This is a genomic window from Mycobacterium sp. E802 (assembly GCF_001666875.1).
In the GTDB taxonomy this organism is placed as follows: Bacteria; Actinomycetota; Actinomycetes; order Mycobacteriales; family Mycobacteriaceae; genus Mycobacterium.
In genome coordinates this window covers 17,731-40,541 of record NZ_LZJD01000061.1, presented here as the reverse complement: position 1 = coordinate 40,541, position 22,811 = coordinate 17,731, and the positions used below count along the sequence as shown (strand labels likewise).

At 65.4% G+C, this 22,811-nt stretch carries 18 protein-coding genes; 9 read left to right on the top strand and 9 right to left on the bottom strand.

The window, feature by feature from the left end; genetic code table 11:
• On the bottom strand, positions 1-1,287 hold a 1,287-nt coding region (locus A5699_RS09160; RefSeq protein ID WP_082957632.1), incomplete at its 3' end, for an MFS transporter.
• Positions 1,288-1,332: 45 nt separating this feature from the next.
• A complete protein-coding gene (uvrB, locus tag A5699_RS09155) occupies positions 1,333-3,492 on the bottom strand; it encodes an excinuclease ABC subunit UvrB (protein WP_067768415.1) in 2,160 nt (719 codons plus the stop codon).
• A 67-nt stretch (positions 3,493-3,559) separates the two neighbouring features.
• Here uvrB and A5699_RS09150 point away from each other — a divergent pair, with 67 nt between their 5' ends.
• Positions 3,560-4,066: a DUF402 domain-containing protein gene (locus A5699_RS09150; protein ID WP_197508243.1), complete on the top strand. Its 507-nt coding sequence runs from the start codon at positions 3,560-3,562 to the stop codon at positions 4,064-4,066.
• Positions 4,067-4,077: 11 nt separating this feature from the next.
• Entirely contained in the window at positions 4,078-4,641 is a 564-nt protein-coding gene (locus A5699_RS09145) for a hypothetical protein (protein ID WP_067768407.1), read from the top strand.
• Positions 4,642-4,643: 2 nt separating this feature from the next.
• On the opposite strand, the gene A5699_RS09140 is transcribed toward A5699_RS09145, so the two are convergent.
• The 3 genes from A5699_RS09140 to rpsA all read right to left on the bottom strand — a co-directional run bounded on the left by A5699_RS09140 (position 4,644) and on the right by rpsA (position 8,183).
• Complete coding sequence (locus A5699_RS09140) at positions 4,644-5,378, bottom strand: FadR/GntR family transcriptional regulator (RefSeq protein WP_067768405.1); 735 nt, start codon at positions 5,376-5,378, stop codon at positions 4,644-4,646.
• Between the two features lie 68 nt (positions 5,379-5,446).
• The gene (gene coaE, locus A5699_RS09135) at positions 5,447-6,610 is read right to left on the bottom strand and encodes a dephospho-CoA kinase (RefSeq protein ID WP_067768403.1); all 1,164 of its coding nucleotides are present in this window, start codon (positions 6,608-6,610) and stop codon (positions 5,447-5,449) included.
• A 133-nt stretch (positions 6,611-6,743) separates the two neighbouring features.
• Positions 6,744-8,183, bottom strand: a complete 1,440-nt coding sequence (gene rpsA / locus A5699_RS09130; RefSeq protein WP_003884756.1) for a 30S ribosomal protein S1 — start codon at positions 8,181-8,183, stop codon at positions 6,744-6,746.
• Between the two features lie 255 nt (positions 8,184-8,438).
• On the opposite strand from rpsA, the gene A5699_RS09125 reads away from it, so the two are divergent.
• On the top strand, positions 8,439-9,614 hold the full coding sequence (locus tag A5699_RS09125; protein WP_067768402.1) for a PrsW family intramembrane metalloprotease: 1,176 nt from the start codon (positions 8,439-8,441) through the stop codon (positions 9,612-9,614).
• A 4-nt stretch (positions 9,615-9,618) separates the two neighbouring features.
• Here A5699_RS09125 and A5699_RS09120 read toward each other — a convergent pair whose 3' ends face one another.
• Positions 9,619-10,839, bottom strand: a complete 1,221-nt coding sequence (locus A5699_RS09120) for a threonine/serine exporter ThrE family protein (RefSeq protein ID WP_067768398.1) — start codon at positions 10,837-10,839, stop codon at positions 9,619-9,621.
• A 35-nt stretch (positions 10,840-10,874) separates the two neighbouring features.
• Positions 10,875-13,535 carry a DNA polymerase I gene (polA, locus tag A5699_RS09115; RefSeq protein WP_197508242.1) on the bottom strand — a complete coding sequence of 887 codons (2,661 nt, stop codon included), beginning with the start codon at positions 13,533-13,535 and terminating at the stop codon, positions 10,875-10,877.
• Between the two features lie 663 nt (positions 13,536-14,198).
• Here polA and A5699_RS30245 point away from each other — a divergent pair.
• From A5699_RS30245 to A5699_RS09090, 6 genes are all read left to right on the top strand, one after another.
• Positions 14,199-14,744 carry an SAV_915 family protein gene (locus tag A5699_RS30245; RefSeq protein ID WP_369806678.1) on the top strand — a complete coding sequence of 182 codons (546 nt, stop codon included), beginning with the start codon at positions 14,199-14,201 and terminating at the stop codon, positions 14,742-14,744.
• Entirely contained in the window at positions 14,741-15,025 is a 285-nt protein-coding gene (locus A5699_RS09110; RefSeq protein ID WP_067768394.1) for a hypothetical protein, read from the top strand. The genes A5699_RS30245 and A5699_RS09110 overlap by 4 nt, the downstream gene beginning before the upstream one ends.
• A gap of 133 nt (positions 15,026-15,158) precedes the next feature.
• Positions 15,159-16,097 (top strand): DUF1269 domain-containing protein, encoded by a 939-nt coding sequence (locus tag A5699_RS09105; protein ID WP_082957631.1) that lies wholly within the window; start codon positions 15,159-15,161, stop codon positions 16,095-16,097.
• On the top strand, positions 16,084-16,917 hold the full coding sequence (locus A5699_RS09100; protein ID WP_157561167.1) for a hypothetical protein: 834 nt from the start codon (positions 16,084-16,086) through the stop codon (positions 16,915-16,917). The genes A5699_RS09105 and A5699_RS09100 overlap by 14 nt, the downstream gene beginning before the upstream one ends.
• 139 nt (positions 16,918-17,056) lie before the next feature.
• Positions 17,057-17,494 (top strand): Zn-ribbon domain-containing OB-fold protein, encoded by a 438-nt coding sequence (locus A5699_RS09095; protein WP_067768388.1) that lies wholly within the window; start codon positions 17,057-17,059, stop codon positions 17,492-17,494.
• Positions 17,494-18,693 carry a lipid-transfer protein gene (locus tag A5699_RS09090; RefSeq protein ID WP_067768386.1) on the top strand — a complete coding sequence of 400 codons (1,200 nt, stop codon included), beginning with the start codon at positions 17,494-17,496 and terminating at the stop codon, positions 18,691-18,693. Before A5699_RS09095 ends, A5699_RS09090 begins: the two co-directional genes overlap by 1 nt.
• 78 nt (positions 18,694-18,771) lie before the next feature.
• On the opposite strand, the gene A5699_RS09085 is transcribed toward A5699_RS09090, so the two are convergent.
• Both A5699_RS09085 and A5699_RS09080 read right to left on the bottom strand, forming a co-directional pair.
• Positions 18,772-20,766: a phosphotransferase gene (locus A5699_RS09085; RefSeq protein ID WP_067768384.1), complete on the bottom strand. Its 1,995-nt coding sequence runs from the start codon at positions 20,764-20,766 to the stop codon at positions 18,772-18,774.
• A gap of 45 nt (positions 20,767-20,811) precedes the next feature.
• Positions 20,812-22,767 carry a primary-amine oxidase gene (locus A5699_RS09080; protein WP_067768382.1) on the bottom strand — a complete coding sequence of 652 codons (1,956 nt, stop codon included), beginning with the start codon at positions 22,765-22,767 and terminating at the stop codon, positions 20,812-20,814.
• Positions 22,768-22,811: the final 44 nt, after the last annotated feature.

The following is a 22,811-nucleotide window of genomic DNA, read 5'->3' as shown; positions in this document are numbered from 1 at the left end:
CAACACCGTGCAGTTGATCTGCGGGGCGTTCGGTGCGGGCTTGGCCGGTGTCATGGTCAACCTCCGCGATTCCGCCGCCGCGGCCGGGCCCTCGGCCGGATCGTCGACACTTCCCATCGCCCAGGCCGACAGATGGGGCCACGCGATACCGATGCCGGCGCCGGTGGTCACCAGCGTTGCAGCCCAGCCCACCACCAGCCACGGCGCCATACCGTCCCGGATCAACATCGCTCCGGTGGCCAAACCGATTGCCATCACGAGCGGCGCGACTGCCACGGTGCGCCCGATCACCCGCCGGCTCTGCAGTGACGCGCTGACGATCTCCCCCGCCGTCCAGCCGACCGACAGCACCGCCCCGAAGAACCCGGCAGCCACCGGCGTCAGGTGCGCCAACCGTTGGCCGAACAGCGGGACGTACATGTCGACCATGGTGGCGGCCATCAGTACCCCGAGGCTCAGGTAGATCCACTTCAGCGGGCCGCGGCGAAATGTGCTGGGCGGCAAGACCGATGCGCGGGCCCGTCGGTCGACGAACACGAATCCGGCGACCAGCACCAGGCCGAGCACAAGCAGTGCCGTCGTGGCTCGAAGGTCGTGGGGAATGCCGGCCACACTGACGGCCATGGCCGCGGCACCCAGCATTGCCAGCGACCGCACCGGCACCGCCACCCGCGGTGCCGGTTCCGCGCCTCGCGCCGGCAACCCGATCGGCACGAGAACTGCCATCGCGACGGTCAGAATGACCAGCACGCCGAAAGCCCACCGCCAGTGTCCGAACTGGGCGAACAGCCCACCGGCCGCGGGCCCGATCACCGTGCCGACGCCCCACATCGCCGATACCAGTGCAGAGGCCTTGGTCCACAATGCTTTCGGCAACGCGGTATTGATGACCGCGTAACCCAGGCCGGCCACGAGCCCGCCGGCGAACCCCTGCACGGTGCGTCCGGCGAGAAGCACCTCCATGCTGGGTGCCAGCGCGCAGCCCAGGCTTCCGGCACCGAAAACCATGAGCCCGGACAAATATGCCCGCCGCGGGCCCAACCGCATCAGCGTCGAGTGGACGGTGGTCGCCGCGATCACCGAGGCAACCAGGTACACCGTCGTCACCCAGGCGTAAAAACGCTGGCCTCCGATCTGGCCCACCGCGCTGGGCAGCAGGCTGATCGTCAGAAACTCGTTGGTGGCGTACAGCAACACGCCACCGCCCAGCACCGTCGACGCCCCTAGGTACCTGGCGCCCAACAAGTGCCGCCAGGTCCCGGCATCGGGCGTCACGGTATCGGTCACACCGATGACGCTAGAAGCTGAACTGCGGTTGAGGTCAATACCGGCCTATTTGAGCCCGGCCGCGTCCATCCCCCGCAATTCCTTCTTCAGATCCTGGATCTCGTCCCGGATCCGCGCGGCCAACTCGAATTGCAGATCCCGGGCCGCCGTCATCATCTGCTCGGTCAGATCCTTGATCAGATCGGCCAACTCGGCACGCGGCATGTTCGTGGTGTCGCGGCCTTCCACGATGCCGGCGCTGACCGCCCGCCCAGGCTCACCCTGGGCGCGACGGCCACGCGAGGCGTTGCGTCCGGAACCACCGACCTCGACCGACTCGCTATCGTCGGCCTCGCGGTACACCTGGTCGAGGATGTCGGCGATCTTCTTGCGCAGTGGCTGCGGGTCGATCCCATTCGCCTCGTTGTAGGCGATCTGCTTGGCCCGACGCCGTTCGGTCTCGTCGATCGCCTGCCGCATCGAGTCGGTGATCTTGTCGGCGTACATGTGTACTTCGCCGGACACGTTGCGGGCCGCGCGGCCGATGGTCTGGATCAGGCTTCGGGTAGAACGCAGGAAACCTTCCTTGTCGGCGTCGAGGATCGCCACCAGCGACACCTCGGGGAGGTCCAGACCCTCACGCAGCAGGTTGATGCCCACCAGCACGTCGTACTCGCCCAGCCGCAGCTGCCGCAGCAGCTCGACCCGGCGCAGGGTGTCGACCTCCGAATGCAGGTAGCGCACCTTGATGCCGAGCTCGAGCAGGTAGTCGGTGAGGTCCTCGGCCATCTTCTTGGTCAACGTGGTGACCAACACCCGCTCGTCCCGCTCGGTGCGGGCCCGGATCTCGCCGATCAGATCGTCGATCTGCCCCTTGGTCGGCTTCACCACCACCTTGGGATCGACCAGCCCGGTCGGACGGATCACCTGCTCGACGAATTCACCGCCGGACTGGCTGATCTCGAAATCTCCCGGCGTGGCGGACAGATACACCGTCTGCCCGATCCGATCGGCGAACTCCTCCCACGTCAACGGGCGGTTGTCCACCGCCGAGGGCAACCGGAAGCCGAAGTCGACCAGATTGCGCTTGCGCGACATGTCCCCCTCGTACATGCCGCCGATCTGCGGCACCGTGACGTGGGACTCGTCGATCACGAGCAGGAAATCTTCCGGGAAGTAATCCAGCAGGGTCGCCGGCGCCGATCCGGCCGGCCGGCCGTCGATGTGGCGCGAATAATTCTCGATGCCCGAGCAGAAACCGACCTGCTTCATCATCTCGACGTCGTAATTGGTTCGCATCCGCAACCGCTGGGCCTCCAGCAGCTTGCCCTGCCCTTCCAGCTCGGCCAGCCGTTGCTCCAACTCGGCCTCGATGGTGGAGATCGCATGCGCCATCCGCTCCGGGCCGGCCACATAGTGCGTGGCCGGGAAGATCCGCAGCGAGTCGACCTGACGGACGATGTCACCGGTCAGGGGATGCAGGTAGTACAGCGCCTCGATCTCGTCGCCGAAGAACTCGATACGCACGGCGAGTTCCTCATACGACGGGATGATCTCGACCGTGTCACCGCGCACCCGGAAGGTGCCGCGGGTGAACGCCATGTCGTTGCGGGTGTACTGCACGTCGACCAGCAACCGCAGCAATCCGTCGCGCGGCACTTCCTGACCGACCGCCAACTCCACCGACCGGTCGAGATAGGACTGCGGCGTGCCCAGGCCGTAGATGCACGACACCGACGCCACCACGACCACGTCGCGGCGGGACAACAGGCTCGAGGTCGCGGAGTGACGCAGCCGCTCCACGTCGTCGTTGATCGAGCTGTCCTTCTCGATGTACGTATCGGTCTGGGCGATGTACGCCTCGGGCTGGTAGTAGTCGTAGTACGAGACGAAGTACTCGACGGCGTTGTGCGGCAACATCTCCCGCAGTTCGTTGGCGAGCTGGGCGGCGAGCGTCTTGTTCGGCGCCATCACCAGCGTCGGGCGCTGCAGCCGCTCGATCAGCCAGGCCGTGGTGGCCGACTTTCCGGTGCCGGTCGCACCCAGCAGCACCACGTCACGCTCGCCCGCCTTGATCCGCCGTTCGAGTTCGTCGATGGCGGCCGGCTGGTCACCGGCAGGGTCGTACTCACTGACCACCTCGAACCGCGCACCGGTCCGGACGATCTCGTCGACAGCCCGATACTCCGAATGCGCGAGCACGGGGTGTTCGGTCGCGAAGGCCATGCTCACCAGCGTAGAACTGCACACCGACAACTTCCGCTCGTGTTCACTGTCCGCGTAGGCTGACCGCATTCACCCGCCCAAACATGAGACCTTCGACCTGCAGGCCCGCACGAACACCGATCCCAAAGGCATCGTGCGGGCCGTCGACGTCTACACGATCGAGCCGTGGGGGCTGTACATGGCCCGGCCGACACCGGGCCGAGCCCAGTTCCACTACCTGGAATCGTGGCTGCTGCCCTCGCTCGGGCTGCGGGCAAGCGTGTTCCATTTCAACCCCGGTCATGAGCGGGACCAGGACTTTTACCTCGACGTCGGTCGATACACCGCCGGGTCCACCGTCTGGCAGTCCGAGGATCACTACCTGGATCTGGTGGTCCGCACCGGCCGCGGCGTCGAACTGTGTGACGTCGACGAACTGCTCACCGCGGTGCGGCACGGCCTGCTGAGCCCCGAGGTCGCCGAGGAGGCGGTGCAAACCGCCGCCCGCGCGATCGAGGGCCTGGCCAGCTGCGGCTATCAGCTCAACAGCTGGCTTTCCGGCAACGGAATGGCCCTGACGTGGCGAGCAGCGTAAGGTCAGGATTCATGAGCTCAGCTAAGTACGCCTGGAGAGCGACTGCTGCACTGGCCGGACTCATCTTCGGCGCGCTGTTCATTCCCGCCGCGGCGCACGCCGACCCAGAAGCTCCGCCGCAGGTCGAGCCCCAACCCGCCCCGCAACTGCACAACGTCACCTACCGTGCCCGGATCGACGGTGTCTCGCGCAACGCGACGATCGCCTACAAGATCGACGACGACAACATCAATACCGCCGACCCGTCGATGCTGCCCGGCCGTGTCTTCGAAGCCACCGGCGTGGTGTCCGATCCGCAGTCTGCCGGCATGGCGGTACGGATCGACTGGCCGTACTCGGCGAACCTGCACTGCGAGATCCTGGTCGACGATCAGATCGTGGCCCAGGCCGACACGTTCGTCGCACCGCGTCTCACCCGGCCCAAGGATGACCCGGACTACGGCAGTCTGCCCTGTGGCGCCGCGCTGAACACCCCGGCGCCCGTCAACGTCGCTCCCGAGGGTCCTGACGCCGGCCTCCCCGAGCCTGCCGTCGCCCCAACCGTGGAACCTGCGCCGCCCGGTGCGGCCGCCTGACATCAACGCTGGAGCCAGGATTCGACCGTGCGCCTGGTGTCGTTGATGTGAGCCTCCATCTGTGTGGCGGCGATTTCCGGTTCGCGGCTCTCGATCGCCGCCAGGATTGCCTCGTGGAAGTCGTTGGCATTGGGCTCCAGACGGCCGAACATCGCACCGACCGGTAGCCACATCCGCCTGCGGGCGTCCGCCACCGCGTCGAGCAGCCGGTCGTTCTGGGCGGCCTGGGCGATGCGGAGATGAAAAGCTGAATCCAGGGTCTGGAACTCGGTGGTGTGCCGGGCCGACTGATCGTTCATCCCGGTCTTCAATGCGGCCTGCATGCCCGTGAGCAGCTTGTGGAGTTCGGTCAGGTCGGTGGATCGGCGTCGCTCGGCGGCCAAACGGGCGGAACCGGTTTCGACGATGACGCGATAATCGAACGCGTCGCGGATTTCTCTGCGGTTTCGGCGCAGCTCACGACGCATCTCGGCCGGATCGTACTGCGGCGCCTGGACGGTGAACCCCCCGCCACGGCCACGGCGCACCGTGATCAGGCCCTCCCCTTCCAGGACCGCGACCGCGGCGCGCACGGTCGTGCGGGACACGTCGAGCATGTCGGAGAGTTCACGTTCGGTGGGCAGCCGGTCACCGGGTCGGAACTGGCCGAGTTCCAACGCCCGCCGCATCTGGTCCACGACCAGCTCATGGGCAGCGATCTGACGAACCGGTACCAACGCGGACTTTGCGATTGTCATGCGCCCCCCTTTGGACGCATCAGACGCTACCGCACCGTCACTGCGGAATTGTGGTACAGCCCAGGGAACTAAGGTGTCCAACCGGTGGCGTCGGCCCACTCTCCGACCCGCCGGTAGGCGTCCAGAAACCACGGCTCTTTCGCCACGGCGTAGTCGGGAGTCTCCAACGCAGCACGCTTGGCGGCCAGGTAGTCGGCCTGCACGCCGGGGTTGGCCCGCAACCAATCGACGAACATCAGAGCGAACCGCTGGTTGGGCCGGCCGTCGACTCGAAGATGCACATTGGTCGGCCGGCCCGGATCTGCCGACGCATGGAATCGTTTGTGCCACATGGCCGGATCGTCGGTGTGCGGGGTGTCGGCGGTGATGGCCGGCACCACGGGATAGCCGGCCGTCAACAGGGCGTCGGCGAGTTCGTCGGCGACGGCCAGGGACTCGACCGTCACCTGCACATCGATCACGTCCTTGGCGTCCATGCCGGGCACCGCCGTCGACCCGATGTGGTCGATCCGCACCGCCCGGTGTCCGCAGGCCGTGTTGAGCCGGGCGACGATGCGCCGGGCCTGCTCCGGCCACGTCGGGTCGTAGGGCACCACAGTGGTGTCGCGCCGGGCCGGCTGCCGGGTCTGAACATTGTGCGCGAACGGCAGGATCCGCTCGTGCCACAGGGCGCGGGCCGCTTCGACGACGGCGCCGGGGCTGCCCGAGTTGTCCAGCCAGACATCGGCAACGGCGCGGCGCTGGTCCTCGGTGGCCTGTGCGGCGATACGGGCACGGGCGTCGGACTCGGTGAACCCGCGGTATTCGATGAGCCGCTTGACCCGGAGCTCCGGGTCGGCATTGACCACGACGACCAACGGGAACATCGGCGCCATCTGCGATTCCACCAACAGCGGGATATCCTCGACAATCACGGCATCGTCATGGGCGGCGGCGATCAGCTCCGAACGACGATGCGCCACCAGTGGGTGCACGATGCCGTTCAGGGTGGCGCGCTTCTCGTCATCGCTGAAGGCGACGGCGGCCAGTGCCGGACGGTTCAGCGCTCCCTCGGGCAGCAGGATCCCGTCACCGAAGGCTTCGACCAGCTTGGCCAGCCCCTCCGTTCCGGGCTCGACCACCTCCCGGGCGATGACGTCACCGTCGACGATGATGCCGCCGAGATCGCTGAATGTGGCCGACACCGTCGACTTGCCCGCACCGATCCCACCTGTCAGTCCAATTCGCAGCACCGGGACACCATACCGTCCCCCCGAACGTGAAGTAGTTGGCGAGTTTTCGCCCGAACATCGCCATTTTCTTCACTCTCGGCGAGAACGACGAACGCCCCGACCCATTGGGTCGGGGCGTTCGTTGTTGCGCTGTTTAGGCGTTGCCTGCGAGCTTCTCACGCAGTGCAGCCAGCTGTGCGTCGCTGGCCAGCGTGCCACCGGTGGACTCCTCCGAGCGCGAGGAACCGTTGGACACCGGACGGGCAGCTTCCTCGGCCTCGGCCGCGGCGAACTTCTCCATCTGCGTGGTGTGCATCTTGTGCCGGCGCTCGGCCTCGGCGTAGCGGGCCTCCCACTCCTCCCGCTGCTTGTCGAAGCCTTCGAGCCATTCGTTGGTCTCGGCGTCGAAGCCCTCGGGGAAGATGTAGTTGCCCTGCTCGTCGTAGCTGTCGGCCATGCCGTACTTCGACGGGTCGAACTCTTCGGTGTAGTCCTCGTTGGCCTGCTTGAGGCTCAGCGAGATGCGGCGACGCTCCAGGTCGATGTCGATGACCTTGACCATCGCGTCGTCGCCGACCTGGACCACCTGGTCCGGGACCTCGACGTGGCGCTCGGACAGCTCCGAGATGTGCACCAGGCCCTCGATGCCCTCTTCGACGCGGACGAACGCGCCGAACGGCACCAGCTTGGTGACCTTGCCCGGCACGATCTGACCGATCGCGTGGGTGCGGGCGAAGTGGCGCCACGGATCTTCCTGAGTCGCCTTGAGCGACAACGAAACCCGCTCGCGATCCATGTCGACGTCGAGCACCTCGACGGTGACCTCGTCGCCCACCTGAACCACCTCGGACGGGTGATCGATGTGCTTCCAGGACAGCTCGGAGACGTGCACCAGGCCGTCGACACCGCCGAGATCGACGAACGCGCCGAAGTTGACGATCGAGGAGACGACACCCTTGCGGATGGCACCCTTTTGCAGCTGGTTGAGGAACTCGCTGCGAACCTCAGACTGCGTCTGCTCCAGCCAGGCACGGCGGGAAAGCACCACGTTGTTGCGGTTCTTGTCCAGCTCGATGATCTTGGCCTCGATCTCCTTGCCGATGTACGGCTGCAGATCGCGGACGCGACGCATCTCGACCAGCGATGCCGGCAGGAAGCCACGCAGACCGATGTCGAGGATCAGGCCGCCCTTGACGACCTCGATGACGGTGCCCTTGACGGCCTCGTCCTTCTCCTTGAGTTCCTCGATGGTGCCCCAGGCACGCTCGTACTGAGCGCGCTTCTTGGACAGGATCAGGCGGCCTTCCTTGTCCTCCTTGGTGAGAACGAGGGCCTCGACCTCATCGCCCACGGAAACGACCTCGTTGGGGTCGACGTCGTGCTTGATGGAGAGTTCGCGGGAAGGAATGACACCTTCGGTCTTGTAACCGATATCGAGCAGGACCTCGTCACGGTCAACCTTGACGATGGTTCCCTCGACGATGTCGCCATCGTTGAAGTATTTGATGGTTTTGTCGATGGCGGCGAGAAAGTCCTCAGCCGAGCCGATGTCGTTGACGGCTACTTGCGGCGAGGTGACGGAGGGACTTGGCATGTGGTGGGTTGCTCCGGACAGGTTTACTCGTAGGGACAATTGTGTTGCGTGTATTGCGTTCGTGCAGATCCGTGACGATGACTAGACGATCACTAGCTGTACGCACAGATACGTAACGAGGGTACTCGACCAGGTACACGCAGGACAAACTGCCGTGCCCGCGGGCGCCGGGCTCACACCGAATTCATGTCCGGAAGACCACTGTCCCACGGCTACGCTTCTGCGGTGGCGTACTACCCGACACCCGGGCCGATGATGCACGGCCCCGCGCACCGGCCGTGGTTCCCGGTCGCCCCACCACTGCCCAGACCGGTCCGCAAGGTCGGGGCGCCGCTGGCGGCGATCATCGCCTGTGGCGTCGTCATCGGCGCCCTGGTCCTGCTGTTCACCGCGCTCAACCCGGTCGGTGCGATCATCGGGTTCACGCTGTCCAGCATCGTGATGACCGGCGCCGTGTTCGCCTACCTGTGGCTGGACCGCTGGGAGCCCGAGCCACCCCGGCTGTTGCTGCTGGCCTTCGGCTGGGGTGCCGCGGTGGCCATCGTCTTGTCCCTCGTGTTGAGCCTGTTCACCGACGCACTGCTGGCACCGGGCGTGGACTCCGCCGAATCGGCGCGCAGTTTCGCCTCGGTGGCCGTGCGGGCGCCGTTGATCGAGGAGGCCGCCAAGGGCCTGTTCCTGCTGATCATGATGACCGGCCGGCGCCGCAACGAGCTGAACTCGCTGACCGACTGCCTGGTGTATGCCGGCCTGGTCGGGCTGGGCTTCGCCTGGCTGGAAGACATCATGTACATCGCCAGCGCCGATTCACTAGCCGGATCCCTGCTGACCGCGGCGATGCGGCTGATCATGGCGCCGTTCGCGCACTCGTTGTTCACCACCATGACCGCGATCGGGGTGTACTTCGCGCTGCAACGACGCAGCGGCCTGGCCAAGACGCTGTGCATCCTCGCCGGCTACCTGGGCGCGGTGCTGATGCACGGGCTGTGGAATGGTTCGTCGCTGGTGGGCGCCGGCACCTACTTCATCGTGTACCTGGTGTGGATGGTGCCGATCTTCATCGCGATGATCGTGGTCGCCGTCCTCAGCCGACGCCGCGAACAACACGTGGTGGCGGCCAAACTGCCCGGCATGGTCGCGGCCGGACTGATCACGCACAACGAGGCCACTTGGCTCGGCTCGTTGAAGACCCGCCACGACGCGATCCGGCAGGCCACACTGGCCGGTGGCCGCCCCGCCGGAAAGGCCGTCGGCGCGTTCGCCGCCGCCGTCGTCGAACTCGCCTTCGTCCGGGACCGCATCGACCGCGGCTTCGGGGACGCACAGGTCTACGCCCTCCAACAAGAAGAGGTGTATGCCGTCGCTGCCGCCCGGTCAGCCGCGCCCATCCTGCACTGGATGATGCACTACCAGGCACCGGTCCGGTACTGAGCCGCTAATGCGCAGCTCGCCGCCTGGCGAGTTGCCAGATCACCAGCCCGGCTTGCAGACCGAGTGCCACCGAGATCATCGAGATCACAGTGGCAGGAAACGCGGAGTCGCCGTCCGCGCCGAACAACTCCGTCACTCCGATCAGCCCCATCGACCCAGGAACCAACAGCCAGAAGCCGGGCAGGATCAAGGTGATCGCCGGGGGCGCGGTGGACCTTCGCGAGATTGTCAACGCAGCCACGGTGAGCGTCAGTCCGCCACAGAACCCGCTGGCATAACTGCCCAGCGCCAGATCACCGACGAACTGTGCGGCGAACGCGGTGTAGGTGATGAGCAGCAGCCAGGGCATGAAAGACAGCGGAGGAGCCAGGAAGAGCATCACACCGACCGAGTAGACGGCGACCCCCAACCAGGGCGCCCACGGCCCGATCTTGTTGATGGACTCGGGACTGAGCTGGCTCCCGTCGACCCCGAGTACCTGCGTCGCGATCAGGATGCCGAAAGCCAACTGGGCGATCTGCATGAAACCTGCGATCAGTCGAGAAGACCCGGAGATGACGTCGCGTGCGGTCAACTCGACCACCGCCAGCGTGATCGCCGCTCCAGGCAGGAACATGGCCAGCGGCGGAATCAGCGCGCGCAGACTCACGTGGTCCAGACCCAGACGCTGGGCACCTGCGATGCAGATCGCCGAAACTGCAAACGCGCTGACCGCTGGGACCAGATGCTGCAGCAGGCCGACCCGGCGCCCGACTGCACAGAACATTCCCACCATGAACCCGAGGACCGTGGCGACCAGAAGGTTCAGCGGTGACGGCTCGAGCACCAGCGCCAGCCCCGCGCTCTGGACGCCGTAGCCCAAGACCGTCACCCAGCCGGGATACCTGCTGGGCGTCTCCAGGATGCGATCCAGCCGGGCCTCGCCCACAGCCGGAGCCACGCGGCCCGTCATCGCGTCGGATACCAGGCGCGCCAAGGGGAACGTCTGGTCGAAACGTAGATCCTCCTTGAGGTGGGCCGCTTTCACCGGGGTCCCGGACTCCATCGTCGGACCGATCACCTGCACGTGGTTGGGGAAGGCGACGTAGTCGTTGGGCACCCCGTACGCGGTGGAGGCTCGTTCCACCATCTGACGCACCAGGGTGACCGGATAGTTCGCGGCCCCCATCGCCGCACCCAGCCGGGCCAGGAAACGGATCTGCTGAGTGGTCGACGTCTCGGTCATGATCAACTCGGTGCGCGTCCTCGGCGGTTGTGCCGCTAGTGCGCGGCGGCATCCCAGCTGCGGCCGTACCCCACCGACACCTCCAACGGCACGTCCAACGGATACGCGTTGCCCATGTGTTCGCGAACCAACGCCTCCAGGGCGTCGCGCTCCCCCTCGGCCACCTCGAACAACAACTCGTCGTGGACCTGCAACAGCATCCGGGACTTCAGCCCGGCGTCCTTGATCGCCGCGTCGACATTGATCATCGCGACCTTTATGATGTCGGCAGCGCTGCCCTGGATCGGTGCGTTGAGCGCAGCCCGCTCGGCGGCCTCGCGCACGTTGCGGTTGCTGCTGTCCAGCTCGGGTAGGTAGCGACGACGGCCCAGGACCGTCGAGGTGAAGCCGTCCTTGCGGGCCTGGTCGACCACGTCGCGCAGGTAGTCGCGAATGCCGCCGAACCGGTCGAAGTACTGCTCCATCTGCACCTTGGCCTCTTCGGTGGAGATCTTGAGCTGGCTGGCCAGCCCGTACGCACTGAGCCCATAGGCCAGGCCGTACGACATCGCTTTGACCCGGCGGCGCAGTTCCGCGGTGACCTCGTCGATCGGCACCGAGAACGCCCGCGATGCGACGAACGAGTGCAGGTCCTCTCCGGTGTTGAAGGCTTCGATCAGGCCCTCGTCCTTGGAAAGATGCGCCATGATCCGCATCTCGATCTGGCTGTAGTCGGCCGTCATCAGCTCGGCATAGCCCTTGCCGACCACGAACGCGTCCCGGATGCGCCGGCCCGCCTCGGTGCGGATCGGGATGTTCTGCAGGTTCGGTTCGGTCGAGGAAAGCCGGCCCGTGGCCGCGATCGTCTGGTTGAACGTGGTGTGGATGCGGCCGTCGGAGGCCACCGCATTGAGCAGACCGTCGACGGTCACCTTGAGCCGGGTGGCGTCGCGATGGGTCAACAGGTGCTGCAGGAACGGGTGGCCCGTCTTGTCGAACAGGGACTGCAGCGCATCGGCGTCGGTGGTGTATCCGGTCTTGGTGCGCTTGGTCTTGGGCATCTCCAGCTCGTCGAACAGCACCGCCTGCAGCTGCTTGGGCGAGCCGAGGTTGATCTGCTTGCCGATCACCGCATAGGCGGCCTCGGCGGCGTCGCGGATCTGGTCGGCGAACTCGCTCTGCAGCTCCTGCAGTTTGTCCAGGTCGACGGCGATGCCCGTTGACTCCATCTCCGCCAGTGCCCGCTGCACCGGCAGCTCCATCCGGCCCAGCAGCGACGACGAATCAATGCGGGCCAGTTCTTCGTCGAGCGCGTCGGCGAGGTCCAGCACCGCGCAAGCCCGCAGGATCAGGGTCTGCACGGCCTGCTCATCAACCCCTTCGGAATCGTCGAGAAGCGAAAGCTGTTGCTGCTCAGGGGATTCCGCCCGCAACTCGCGGCGCAGGTACCGCACCGCGAGATCATCGAGGGCAAAGCTGCGCTGCCCCGGCCGCACCAGGTAGGCCGCCAGCGCGGTGTCGGAGGTGACACCGCGCAGTGTCCAACCGCGCCCGGCGAGATCGTGCATCGCCAGCTTGGCCTCGTGCAGAGCCTTGGGCGGACCCGGATCGGCCAGCCAGCGCGCCAGCGCCTCCTCGTCGTCAGGGGTGAGGGACGCGGTGTCGATATAGCGGCCGTCGCCGTCGGCCGCCACGATGGCCAGCGCGGTGGCGTCGGCGTCGTAGGCCAGGTGAGTACCGACCACCGCCAGGCCGAACCGGTTGCCCAGGCTGTGCTCGGCCAGCCAGGCCGCCAGCTCCCCCGGCTCCAGGGCACGGCCACGCACGTCGAAACCGTGCTCGACCTCCGGCTCAGCGGCGACCAGCGTCTCGAACAACCGGTCGCGCAGGACCCGGAACTCCAGATCGTCGAACAGCCGGTGGATCTGGTCGCGATTCCACGGCTGCATCCGCAGGGTGTCCGGGGTCTGGGCCAGCGGGACGTCGCGCACCAGCTCGGTGAGATCGCGGTTGAGCACGACGCTGGACAGGTTGGCCCGCAGCGCGTCACCCACCTTGCCCTTGACCTTCTCGACGTTGTCCACCAGCTCCTGCAGGGAGCCATATTCGACGATCCACTTGGTCGCGGTTTTCTCACCCACCCCGGGGATGCCGGGCAGGTTGTCGCTCGGGTCCCCGCGCAGGGCGGCGAAATCGGGATACTGCGCCGGCGTCAGCCCGTATTTCTCCACCACCGCCTCCGGGGTGAACCGGGTCAGCTCGCTGACCCCCTTGCGCGGGTAGAGCACCGTGATGTTGTCGGTGACCAACTGCAGCGAATCACGGTCGCCGGTGACCACCAGCACCCGATAGCCCTCTTGCTCGGCCTGGGTGGCCAGCGTGGCGATGATGTCGTCGGCCTCGAAGCCGGGCTCGGCCATCGCCGTGATGCCCAGCGCGCCGAGCACCTCCTTGGTGATGTCGATCTGGCCGCGGAACTCGTCCGGCGTCGCGGACCGGCCCTCCTTGTACTCCGGGTACTTGTCCTTACGGAAGGTCTGGCGCGACACGTCGAACGCCGCGGCCACGTGGCTGGGCTGCTCGTCGCGCAGCAGGTTGATCAGCATCGAGGTGAACCCGTAGACCGCGTTGGTGGTCAGCCCGCCCTGGGTCTTGAAATTCTCGGCGGGCAGCGCATAGAACGCCCGGAACGCCAGCGAATTGCCGTCCAGCAGCATCAGCGTGGGCTTGTCGTCAGTGGTCGACGTCGGCGCGGTCTTCGTCTCGGTCTTCGCAGGGCTCACGGCCCACACTCTATGCGGGGGTACCGACGGGTAGACGGCGACGAGCCAACTGGATCTGGTGCGGGCCGGCGATCACTTAGGTGGCGGATTGCTGCTCGATCGTGACTGCAATCCGCCACTTAAAGTTCTCAATCGTCACAACGTAGAGCGACCGGATAGAGCCTTAACTCAACGACGATGCGGGTGGTTATCGTCGAGACTGCCTACCAGTTCGCCCGACTGGAACGATCGCACAAGTTCGCTGAACATAGCCGGAAGCCCATCGGCCGACCCTCTCTACCGGGTCAGCTGTTGGCACATGCACGGATACGCCCCACGGCCGTCGACGACCCCGCGTCCAATCCACGCCACGACCGTTAGGAGCTCTGCGCGCACGGCCAAACCTCTGGTTACCCATGAGCTTCTCCACTTCCGGGCCTCGGCCGGATGCCGCGACTGGGCACGACTCACAACTAATGCCAAAACTGCTGCACAACCAGCTGCCAATCGACTGTTAGCCTGATGTCGCCTGCCTGACAGCAGGAACCGAAGTGGTTGCTGCTTTTCCAGAAAGCAGTAGCCGCGGCATCAGCTGCCGACGCTAGGGGGGTCAGGCCAATGGATTATCCAGAGCCTTCGAATCGGGGTGCCGGTACGGCAGATGGGCACGGGCGACCTGCGAGTCATATACCGGTCGACAGACAATCGATAAGCCCCCCTCAGTGGGAGGCGCCTCCAGGCGAGATACGTCCGCAATCAGCCCCTGTCCAGCAGTCGAACAGACACTCCGGTCCGGGGCCCACGCGGGGCCGAGTCGAAGGTCCGCCAGTTCACCATAATGTCGACATTGCGGATGGCGTCAGCGAGAAGCAGGCGAGACCGAAAGCAATCCCGCGTGACTTTCCACCTGTCGTCTATTTACCGTGCGCCGAGGAGGTCGATGATCCAAATGACGCACGAATCGACATGCGTGAGACTCGCGATGGACGGACGGCACTCCTCGCATATTCGGCGCTCGATCGATTGCACGAATGTTGCGGCGACGACCAAGCATGGATTGTGGCACCGACTGCCATCTTATCCCAGCTGCAGAGTCTTCATCCGTTTCAATTGCTAATGCTCGATGTTGAAATCCCCGTCGAACAACGCCGAGGGCAAAAATGACACTTTATGTCAATCACGAATCACTCAATAAGATTTCCCAATCCTTGGCGAGGGCCAGCGCCGACCTCGATAGCACAAGCGCGTCAGCACCGACCTCGGTTGACGGCGGATGGGGGACGCCGGCGATTCTCGGGATTCTGGCCCAGCTCACCGACAACGCCGGTCAGCTCGTCGTGGCCGTCAAAGCAGTCGCCGATGGAGTCGCTTCGGCCAGCGCGAGCTATCTCAGCCACGACGAAGCAGGTGCTGAGGCACTGGATGAAGCCATGCGACCGGAGTGATTAAGTGACAATCGACACAAAGATCGAGGGAGACCCGAATTCCGTCCGCGCAACAGCCGATTGGCTTCGGGCGCCCCTCGCAAGCAAGGTGTCACACACGGGCGATGAGATACGTACTGCCCGAACGACGGCAATGGCCGACTGGCACGGGGAGGCGGGGGACGCCTTCGTTGCGCGAATGGGGAGTGGAGCAACGAAAGTTGATGGTCTGGAAATCGCGATCACTGAGGGTGCGCAAGCAATAGAGGCTTTCGCCTCGGAGCTCGAGCGAGCTCAGTCCGAAATGCAAATAATTCGCGATGTGGCGATGAGCGCGGGATTGTCCGTGGATGGTTTCATGATTCAGGACGCCACGGAAGAAGCATTAATTGATGCATATAATTCAGCTTTCCACGCCGCAGAGGCCGTCCGCACCATGGAGAAACTCGGCGCCGATACACTTAAAAATGCTTGGACAGATCTTAGGACCAAATGGTTCTTTGTAGTGGCTGATCTGATCAACGGCGGTGCCGCCACACTTATCGACCTGAACGTCTCAACGATGCTAAAACAATCCAACTTCCTGGCCGAGGAATCGGCGAGAACCATGAGTCTAGCGAAATCAGCACCCCCCGGCACTCCTGCCGCGATGATTTATCGAGACGTTGATTACGCCCGCACCCTCGCGAACCAGGCCGATGACATAGCGAAGAATGCAGAGAGCACCAAGGCCACAGCCGGTCGGATCGGCTTCAAAGTCGGCGGAGCTCTCGCTGCGGCTGGCGTCGTCTACGACATTGCGAATGGTAAAGACGTCGATCAAGCCATTGTGTCCGGAGCCGCCGGCTTCGGAGCTTCGGTCGCCGCCGGCGCGCTGATCGGTACCGCTATTCCTGTGCCGGTCCTCGGAACAGCATTAGGCGCCTTGGGCGGCGCGGCCGTCGGGATATTCGCCTCGGGTGCCGTTGATTCTCTCTACCAGAACGGTATTGGCAGCCTCGGTGAAGCGATCAGCGATGGAGCGACCGCCGTTGCCGATGCAGGGAAGGCCGTTGGCGGACTTGCGAAAGGCGCGTGGGATGCGATCTTCTAAACATCCGGACATTCCCGAAGGATGGACAGACGTTCATGGTGATGCCCGGTACTACCTCTCAGTCGCGGTACTCCTCATCGGTGCCGTGTTCTCCGCTCTGTTCGGAATCGTCGTCGCAGCAGCAGGCAATGTCATCGCACTCAAATATTTCTTGCTGTTCGCGCTGTTGATGGTTCTTACCGTCGCTTATGGCCTCGTCGTGCGGCACCAGCGAGTGGTTCTTTCGGCCGCGATTCGGACAGAAATGACGCCGGATGGTGTTCTGGGGACGGAAATCCGTTACTCAAGCTGGCAATTCACCATCCTGGTTGCCTTGATGGGGTGCGGCACCCTCTTTTGCGCGACGGCTGCAGTCGAGACATTCATTTACCAAGATGAGGGGTTTCCCGGCTTCGCCGCGGTGATTGGTGCCCTGGGAATCATGTTTGCGTCCTTCCTCGCAGTTGTGGTTTCCGGACACGTCCGCCGCGGCGGCGTCACACTGACGAGTCAGGGAATTACCCAACGCGGACGAAGCTTCGAGTCACGACTGGACTGGTCGGCCTTTGCGGCCTTCAAGGCGGCAACCAACGGGTACCCGGTCATCCTGGCGATCGCGTATACCAATGCCGATTGGCCCCACCGGTACACCACACGGCTCTGGCGTATCGACCGCCTACCGCCGGCACCGATGATCGAATTCGACTGCCGACAGTTCGATGTCGACCCCTACATTCTGTACAGCTACGTACGGACGTACGTCGAAAACCCAGAGCTACGTGCCGAACTCGGCACCGAAGCGGCCCTCAACCGCGCCCGCTACCTACAACCGACGGGGTGATGTGGCCCCGTGCGGATAGCTGCTCAGCGGTGACTGCAATCCTCCGGACAAACAGTCTCCGGCAACTGGCCACACCACTCACTGGGACAAAACTGCAACACGTTTCAATTTCAGGTGCGGGATCGTTTAGGCTGACCGCGTGCCAGCAGCATCTTCGCAACCCGCGATCGACGGATGGTTTTCCACCGACGACGCCGGTGCCACGCATCTGATCGGCGGCAAGTGCACCCAGTGCGCCACGTACGTGTTCCCGCCGCGCGAGAACAACTGCCCCAACCCGGCGTGTGACAGCGACACCCTCGACCTGGTCCCACTGTCGCGCCGCGGCAAGGTGTGGAGTTACACCGAGAACCGGTATCTCCCACCTGCGCCGTATCCGAAGTCGGACCCGTTCGAGCCGTTCGCGATCGCGGCGGTCGAGTTGGCCGATGAGGGATTGATCGTGCTCGGCAAGGTCGTCGAAGGCACCCTTGCCGCCGATCTCAAGGTCGGCATGGAGATGGAGCTGACCACCATGACGCTCTACACCGACGACGAGGGCGTCGAGCGCACCACCCACGCCTGGAGGATCCCCTGATGAGCCCAGAGCCTTTGTACATCCTCGGCGCGGGCATGCACCCGTGGGGCAAGTGGGGACGCGACTTCACCGAGTACGGCGTCGTCGCCGCCCGCGCGGCCCTGGCCGAAGCCGGGCTGGACTGGCGCCAGATTCAACTGGTCGCCGGCGCCGACACCATCCGCAACGGCTACCCGGGCTTCATCGCCGGGTCCACCTTCGCTCAGAAGCTGGGCTGGAACGGCGTGCCGGTGTCGTCCTCCTACGCCGCGTGCGCGTCGGGTTCGCAGGCGCTGCAGAGTGCCCGCGCCCACATCCTGGCCGGGTTCTGCGACGTCGCGCTGGTGATCGGCGCGGACACCACCCCCAAGGGCGCCTTCGCCCCCGTCGGCGGTGAGCGCAAGAACGATCCCGACTGGCAGCGCTTCCACCTGCTCGGTGCGATGAACCCGGTGTACTTCGCCCTGCTGGCCCGCCGGCGCATGGACCTCTACGGCGCCACCGCCGAGGACTTCGCCCAGGTGAAGGTGAAGAACTCCCGGCACGGCCTGCAAAACCCGAATGCGCGCTACCGCAAGGAATCCGCGATCGAGGACGTGCTGGCCAGCCCGGTGGTCTCCGATCCGCTGCGTCAGCTCGACATCTGCGCCACCTCCGACGGCGCCGCCGCGCTGATCGTGGCGTCGAAGTCGTTCGCCGAGAAGCATCTCGGCTCGCTGGAGGGCGTGCCCTCGGTACGCGCGATCTCCACGGTGACGCCGCAGTACCCGCAGCACCTACCCGAATTGCCGGACATCGCAACGGATTCCACCGCGGTCGTGCCCGCCCCGGAGCGGGTGTTCAAGGACCAGATCCTCGACGCGGCCTACGCCGAGGCCGGGATCGGCCCCGAGGACGTCAGCCTGGCCGAGGTGTACGACCTGTCCACCGCACTCGAGTTGGACTGGTATGAGCACCTGGGGCTGTGCGCCAAGGGTGAAGGCGAGCAACTCCTCCGTTCTGGAGCCACCACCATCGGCGGCCGGGTTCCGGTCAACCCGTCGGGCGGTCTGGCCTGCTTCGGTGAGGCCATCCCGGCACAGGCCATCGCGCAGGTGTGCGAATTGACCTGGCAGCTCAAGGGCCAGGCCACCGGTCGTCAGGTCGAGGGCGCGAAGGTCGGCGTCACCGCCAACCAGGGCCTGTTCGGCCACGGCTCCTCGGTGATCGTCGCGCGCTGACGCCGGCGCCGAGCGTGAAGACGATGTCGACTTGAGCACGAAAATTCGCACATGTCTTCACGTTCGGCGCACGCGCGACTAGTCCAGGTTGCGGTTCCACTCCAGCCAGCCGACACCACTGCGGCCGTCGGCGGTGCGCACCTTCGCCCACGCCCGGGGGAACTGGCTGACCCGGCCATCGGGTGCCGTCAACAGCACCGGGGCATGCGCCACGATTTCGACGTTTGCCTCGATGTCGCCCGGCTGCAGCGACAGCGTCGTGGACACCGGCAGGTCATCGGCGCCGAGCGCGTATTCGGCTGTCACGCTCTGCAATTCGACAAGCGGTTCACCGGCGCGCTGGCTGTAGCCGATACCGATCGGCGGCATGCCAGGGATCCGGATGTCCACGCCGTGCAGGTGGGTGCCGTCGTCGAGGTGCAATGCACTCCACACCCAATTCATCGACCACCAGTCCCGCACACCCCAGGAGTGGTCACGCTGACCTGCAACCGCGTCGACGGTATGGGTCTGGTCGCCGATGATCACCGTTCCCGAGACCGAGCACGGCAACTCGTAACGCGGGGTGATCCGGTATTGGTACGGCGTGCCCGCGGTGGTCCAGGTCAACTCCATCGTCACCGGGATCGGGCGCCCGGCCTCGCCACGAAGCAACGCCGACGGATCGTCGTAGGCCTGACCGGTCCCGGTGGCGGTGAGCCGGTAGACCTCAAGCGGCTCGTCGACGTGCAGCCGCAACTCCACGTCCTCGCCCTTGACCACGGCCGGTTCGGCCAGCGGTGCATGAAAGTCGTTGAGCGCAATGGTGGGCATGCCCGGGCCGCAGAACAGCACGTTGATCCACGCGGTGTCCTGATTGGGAATCAAACCCAGGCGGACCCAGCCGCCCAGACCCGCGTCGGCATCGACGAAATCGAAATACCAGCTTTCGTTCCATAGCTCTTCGGCGCCGGGCGGATGCGCGTACTCGTCCTCGACCGCGGGTGCCAGCGGCTCCGGAATCGCCGGGGGCGCAAGAATATCCAGTGCGTTGGTGTCCAGCACATGGCTGCAGTGCCGGTCAAGCAGCGTCATGAACATCTGGTCGCCGCGCTCGGTCCGCTCCACCAGCATCGAGGAGATGATCGCCATCATCACGCCGAAGAAGCTTGCCCGGCGTACCCCTTCGCGTACCTGCCCCAGCGTCAGCGTCGTGTCCGGCCCCAGCGCCTGGTGATATGCGGCGAGCAGCTCGTCATAGTGAGCGCGGCGCTGCTCGACGGCAAGCGCACAGCCGATGAAGTAGGCGACGTCGGTGAACGCCGGCCCCTTGGTGACGGTCTGCCAGTCGACGACGGTCAGCGCCCGGTCGGCCCCGTCCGCGCCGAACAACATGTTGTCCAACCGATAGTCGCCGTGCACCAGGCCCTGCGGCCGCTGTGGTGCGCCTTCCTCGGCCAGGTAGGCGTCGAAGCTGTCGACGAGCCGTTCGCACACCTCACGCTGTTCGGGCGTGATCAACTCCGCATACCGCTCGACGAAGGCCGCATACAGACCCGAGATCAGGGCCTGGTTCACCGGCGCGTCACGGTTGAGCCACTCGGCCTGGTCCACGACGGCGAGATCCTGTACCGACGCGTGCACGCGGCCGAGTTCGGTCAGCGCCACCGTGGCCTGTTCGGCTGTCGCGCCGCGGATCTCGTCGCCGACGACGGCCGGCATCGCATCACCGAGCAGCAGGTCGAACGCACCGGTCTGCGGGTCGAACGCAGCGTGGTAACACGGCGCCACCGGACCACCGGCCAGGGCGGGCGCGATGTCGGCGTAGAACCGCACCTCGCGTTCGTAGAGTCCCATCGCCAGGCCGGTCTGGCGGCTGTTGGGGTCGGTCGCGGCGACCTTCAACACGACCGACGCGGGACCGGCTGCTCCCTCGGCATAGGTCACAGCCACCCGGTAGCACTCGCTCATCTGCCCGGTGCCGATGCGCTCGAAACTGAATCCACTCACTGGGCCAGAGTCCAGCGCGGCGGTGAGCCACTCACAGGTCAGATCGTCGGGGCGTTCCAGTACGGCTGTCTGAGTCGGGTGCACACAGGCAACCTAGCAGTGTTCCGGATCACATATGACAGGTGTCAACTAATGGTGAGCCGCTTTGGCGTGCCCGTGGGTGCAGGCGTCGGGCGGGGTGGCCGGCACATCCAGTGCGGGGTTACGGTCGAAAAACCCGAAGGGCTTGAGCCAGAACGACACCACGTCCACGGGCATCACCGGCCAGTCCTCCGGCCGGGTGATGTGGTGGATGCCGAAGACGTACCAGAGCACGACGTCGGTGTTGTCGATCGAGCGGTTGGCCTTGGTCCACTCCCCCAGCCCGGTATCGGTGACCGACTGGTTGACGAACTCACCGGCCGGCCAGCGTTCGTCCGGCCGGTTCGGTGTCACCCACAGGGTGTGGCCGATGACGTTGGCGCGCTGCAGCACCGGGGAGGACGGATCGAACATCGCCGGGATCGCCCCGGTGGGCACGAGTTTGTACGACGGATGCGCGCCCAGACCGTTGACGACGTTGGTGTTGACCACCTTCCAGGCCCGTTGGCTGGCGAAGTTGACGTCCTGCATCCCTTCCTGTTCGGTGCGCAGGGCTTGGTTGCGCACCACCAGCGACAGTCCGTGTGGGTTGTCCGGGCCGATCGGCTCGGCGTAGGACTCGGTCATGTAGACCGTGTTGTCGGTGCCGTCGACGTCCAGGTCGAGCCGGGCGATCAGGAAATGCTGATGGAACGGCGCATAGGTCCGCTCGTCGACCAGCGTGCCGTTCTTGGGTGTCGGCCCGGCCGGAAACGGTGTGGTGACCATGATCCCGGTGGCCCGGACTTCGCACTCGATGCTGCCGTCCTGATAGAGCCGCCAGTACACCAGGTACTCGTAATTGGCGACGGTCACGTGGAACGACAGGGTGAGCCGGCGCATCCGGCGCACCTCGGCACCGGCGTCATGGTCGACGTGCTTCCACAGCACGGCGTTGTCTTCCTCGTGGATACAGATCGCGTTGGTGATGGTGTACGGCTCGCCCGTGCTGTCGTGCAGAACCGCGTCCAGATAACGGATCTCGCCAAGACAGTCACAGCCGAGCTCAAGGGAGGTGGTCATGAAGCCCAGTCCCCACTCCCCGATGTCGAAGGCGGTGCGGCGGTAGTGATCGACCGAGGAATCCCGGTACGGCACCACCATCTCAGCAAAGGACATCCGGTGCGCCACAGAACGTTCCGTCTCACCGTCGCGGTAGCGCACGGTGTGCAGCGTCATGCCCTCACGATGGTTGAACCCCACCCGCAACGACCAGTTCTGCCACTGCAGCAGGTTGCCGTCCAACGTGAACGACGGCCCGTCGGGTTGGGTGATGTTCAGCGGCTTGAGCGGCTCGCGCCGTGAGGCGGCCCGGATCCGCTCGGGGATGTGATGCGGTACGTATTCACCCATCACGTCGGGCATCTCGGCGCTGCCGTCGTCTTCGACCCGCAACACCTCCATGGTGTTGACGTCGATGACGCAGTGCAGACCGCTGATCTGGTGGGCGTACGGATTGGCCCCGGCAGCCTTCTTGTACCAGGTGTCCGACCAGCCGAGCCGGCGCTCCCGGTACTCCGGTGGGGCGACGGCATCCCCGTAGGTCCAGGTGTCCATGAACACGTTGTCCAGATCGGTGATACCGCGTCGCGACAACGCGGCGATCACGTCGGGATGGCGCCGCAGTACCTCGTCGCATTCGACGAACTCGTCGACGGTGAAGTTGGCCTGCACGCCTGGGACGTGATCGAAGTTCTCGACCCTGTCCTCGGTCAGTGACACCACGCCCTTGTAGGTGGCGTTGGCCGATCGGTCCAGACAGATCACTGCGGCCCGGCGGGCCGGCACCGTGCCGCCGGCGTCGAAAGCCGCCAGTTCGGCCTTGGTCGGCTCGACGAGTTCCACCGAGGTCACCCGCCAGCCGCGGGCGACCCCCTGCTCACGCCGCAATATCGCTGCCACCGCGCGGAACTCGTCGGCAGACAGCGGATCCAGAGGATGCTCCACGTGACCACGCAACCACACCCGAGCGCGTCCCGGCGGCGAAATCACCGAGAGCCGCCCGCGCA

Excerpts from the sequence above, each read along its gene's own strand:
- uvrB (WP_067768415.1), bottom strand. The coding sequence starts at position 3,492 with ATGGCCTTCGCGACCGAACACCCCGTGCTCGCGCATTCGGAGTATCGG.
- A5699_RS09145 (WP_067768407.1), top strand. The coding sequence starts at position 4,078 with ATGAGCTCAGCTAAGTACGCCTGGAGAGCGACTGCTGCACTGGCCGGA.
- A5699_RS09140 (WP_067768405.1), bottom strand. The coding sequence starts at position 5,378 with ATGACAATCGCAAAGTCCGCGTTGGTACCGGTTCGTCAGATCGCTGCC.
- rpsA (WP_003884756.1), bottom strand. The coding sequence starts at position 8,183 with ATGCCAAGTCCCTCCGTCACCTCGCCGCAAGTAGCCGTCAACGACATC.
- A5699_RS09125 (WP_067768402.1), top strand. The coding sequence starts at position 8,439 with ATGCACGGCCCCGCGCACCGGCCGTGGTTCCCGGTCGCCCCACCACTG.
- A5699_RS09120 (WP_067768398.1), bottom strand. The coding sequence starts at position 10,839 with ATGACCGAGACGTCGACCACTCAGCAGATCCGTTTCCTGGCCCGGCTG.
- polA (WP_197508242.1), bottom strand. The coding sequence starts at position 13,535 with ATGCTGCTGGACGGCAATTCGCTGGCGTTCCGGGCGTTCTATGCGCTG.
- A5699_RS30245 (WP_369806678.1), top strand. The coding sequence starts at position 14,199 with ATGGATTATCCAGAGCCTTCGAATCGGGGTGCCGGTACGGCAGATGGG.
- A5699_RS09110 (WP_067768394.1), top strand. The coding sequence starts at position 14,741 with ATGACACTTTATGTCAATCACGAATCACTCAATAAGATTTCCCAATCC.
- A5699_RS09105 (WP_082957631.1), top strand. The coding sequence starts at position 15,159 with ATGGCCGACTGGCACGGGGAGGCGGGGGACGCCTTCGTTGCGCGAATG.
- A5699_RS09100 (WP_157561167.1), top strand. The coding sequence starts at position 16,084 with ATGCGATCTTCTAAACATCCGGACATTCCCGAAGGATGGACAGACGTT.
- A5699_RS09090 (WP_067768386.1), top strand. The coding sequence starts at position 17,494 with ATGAGCCCAGAGCCTTTGTACATCCTCGGCGCGGGCATGCACCCGTGG.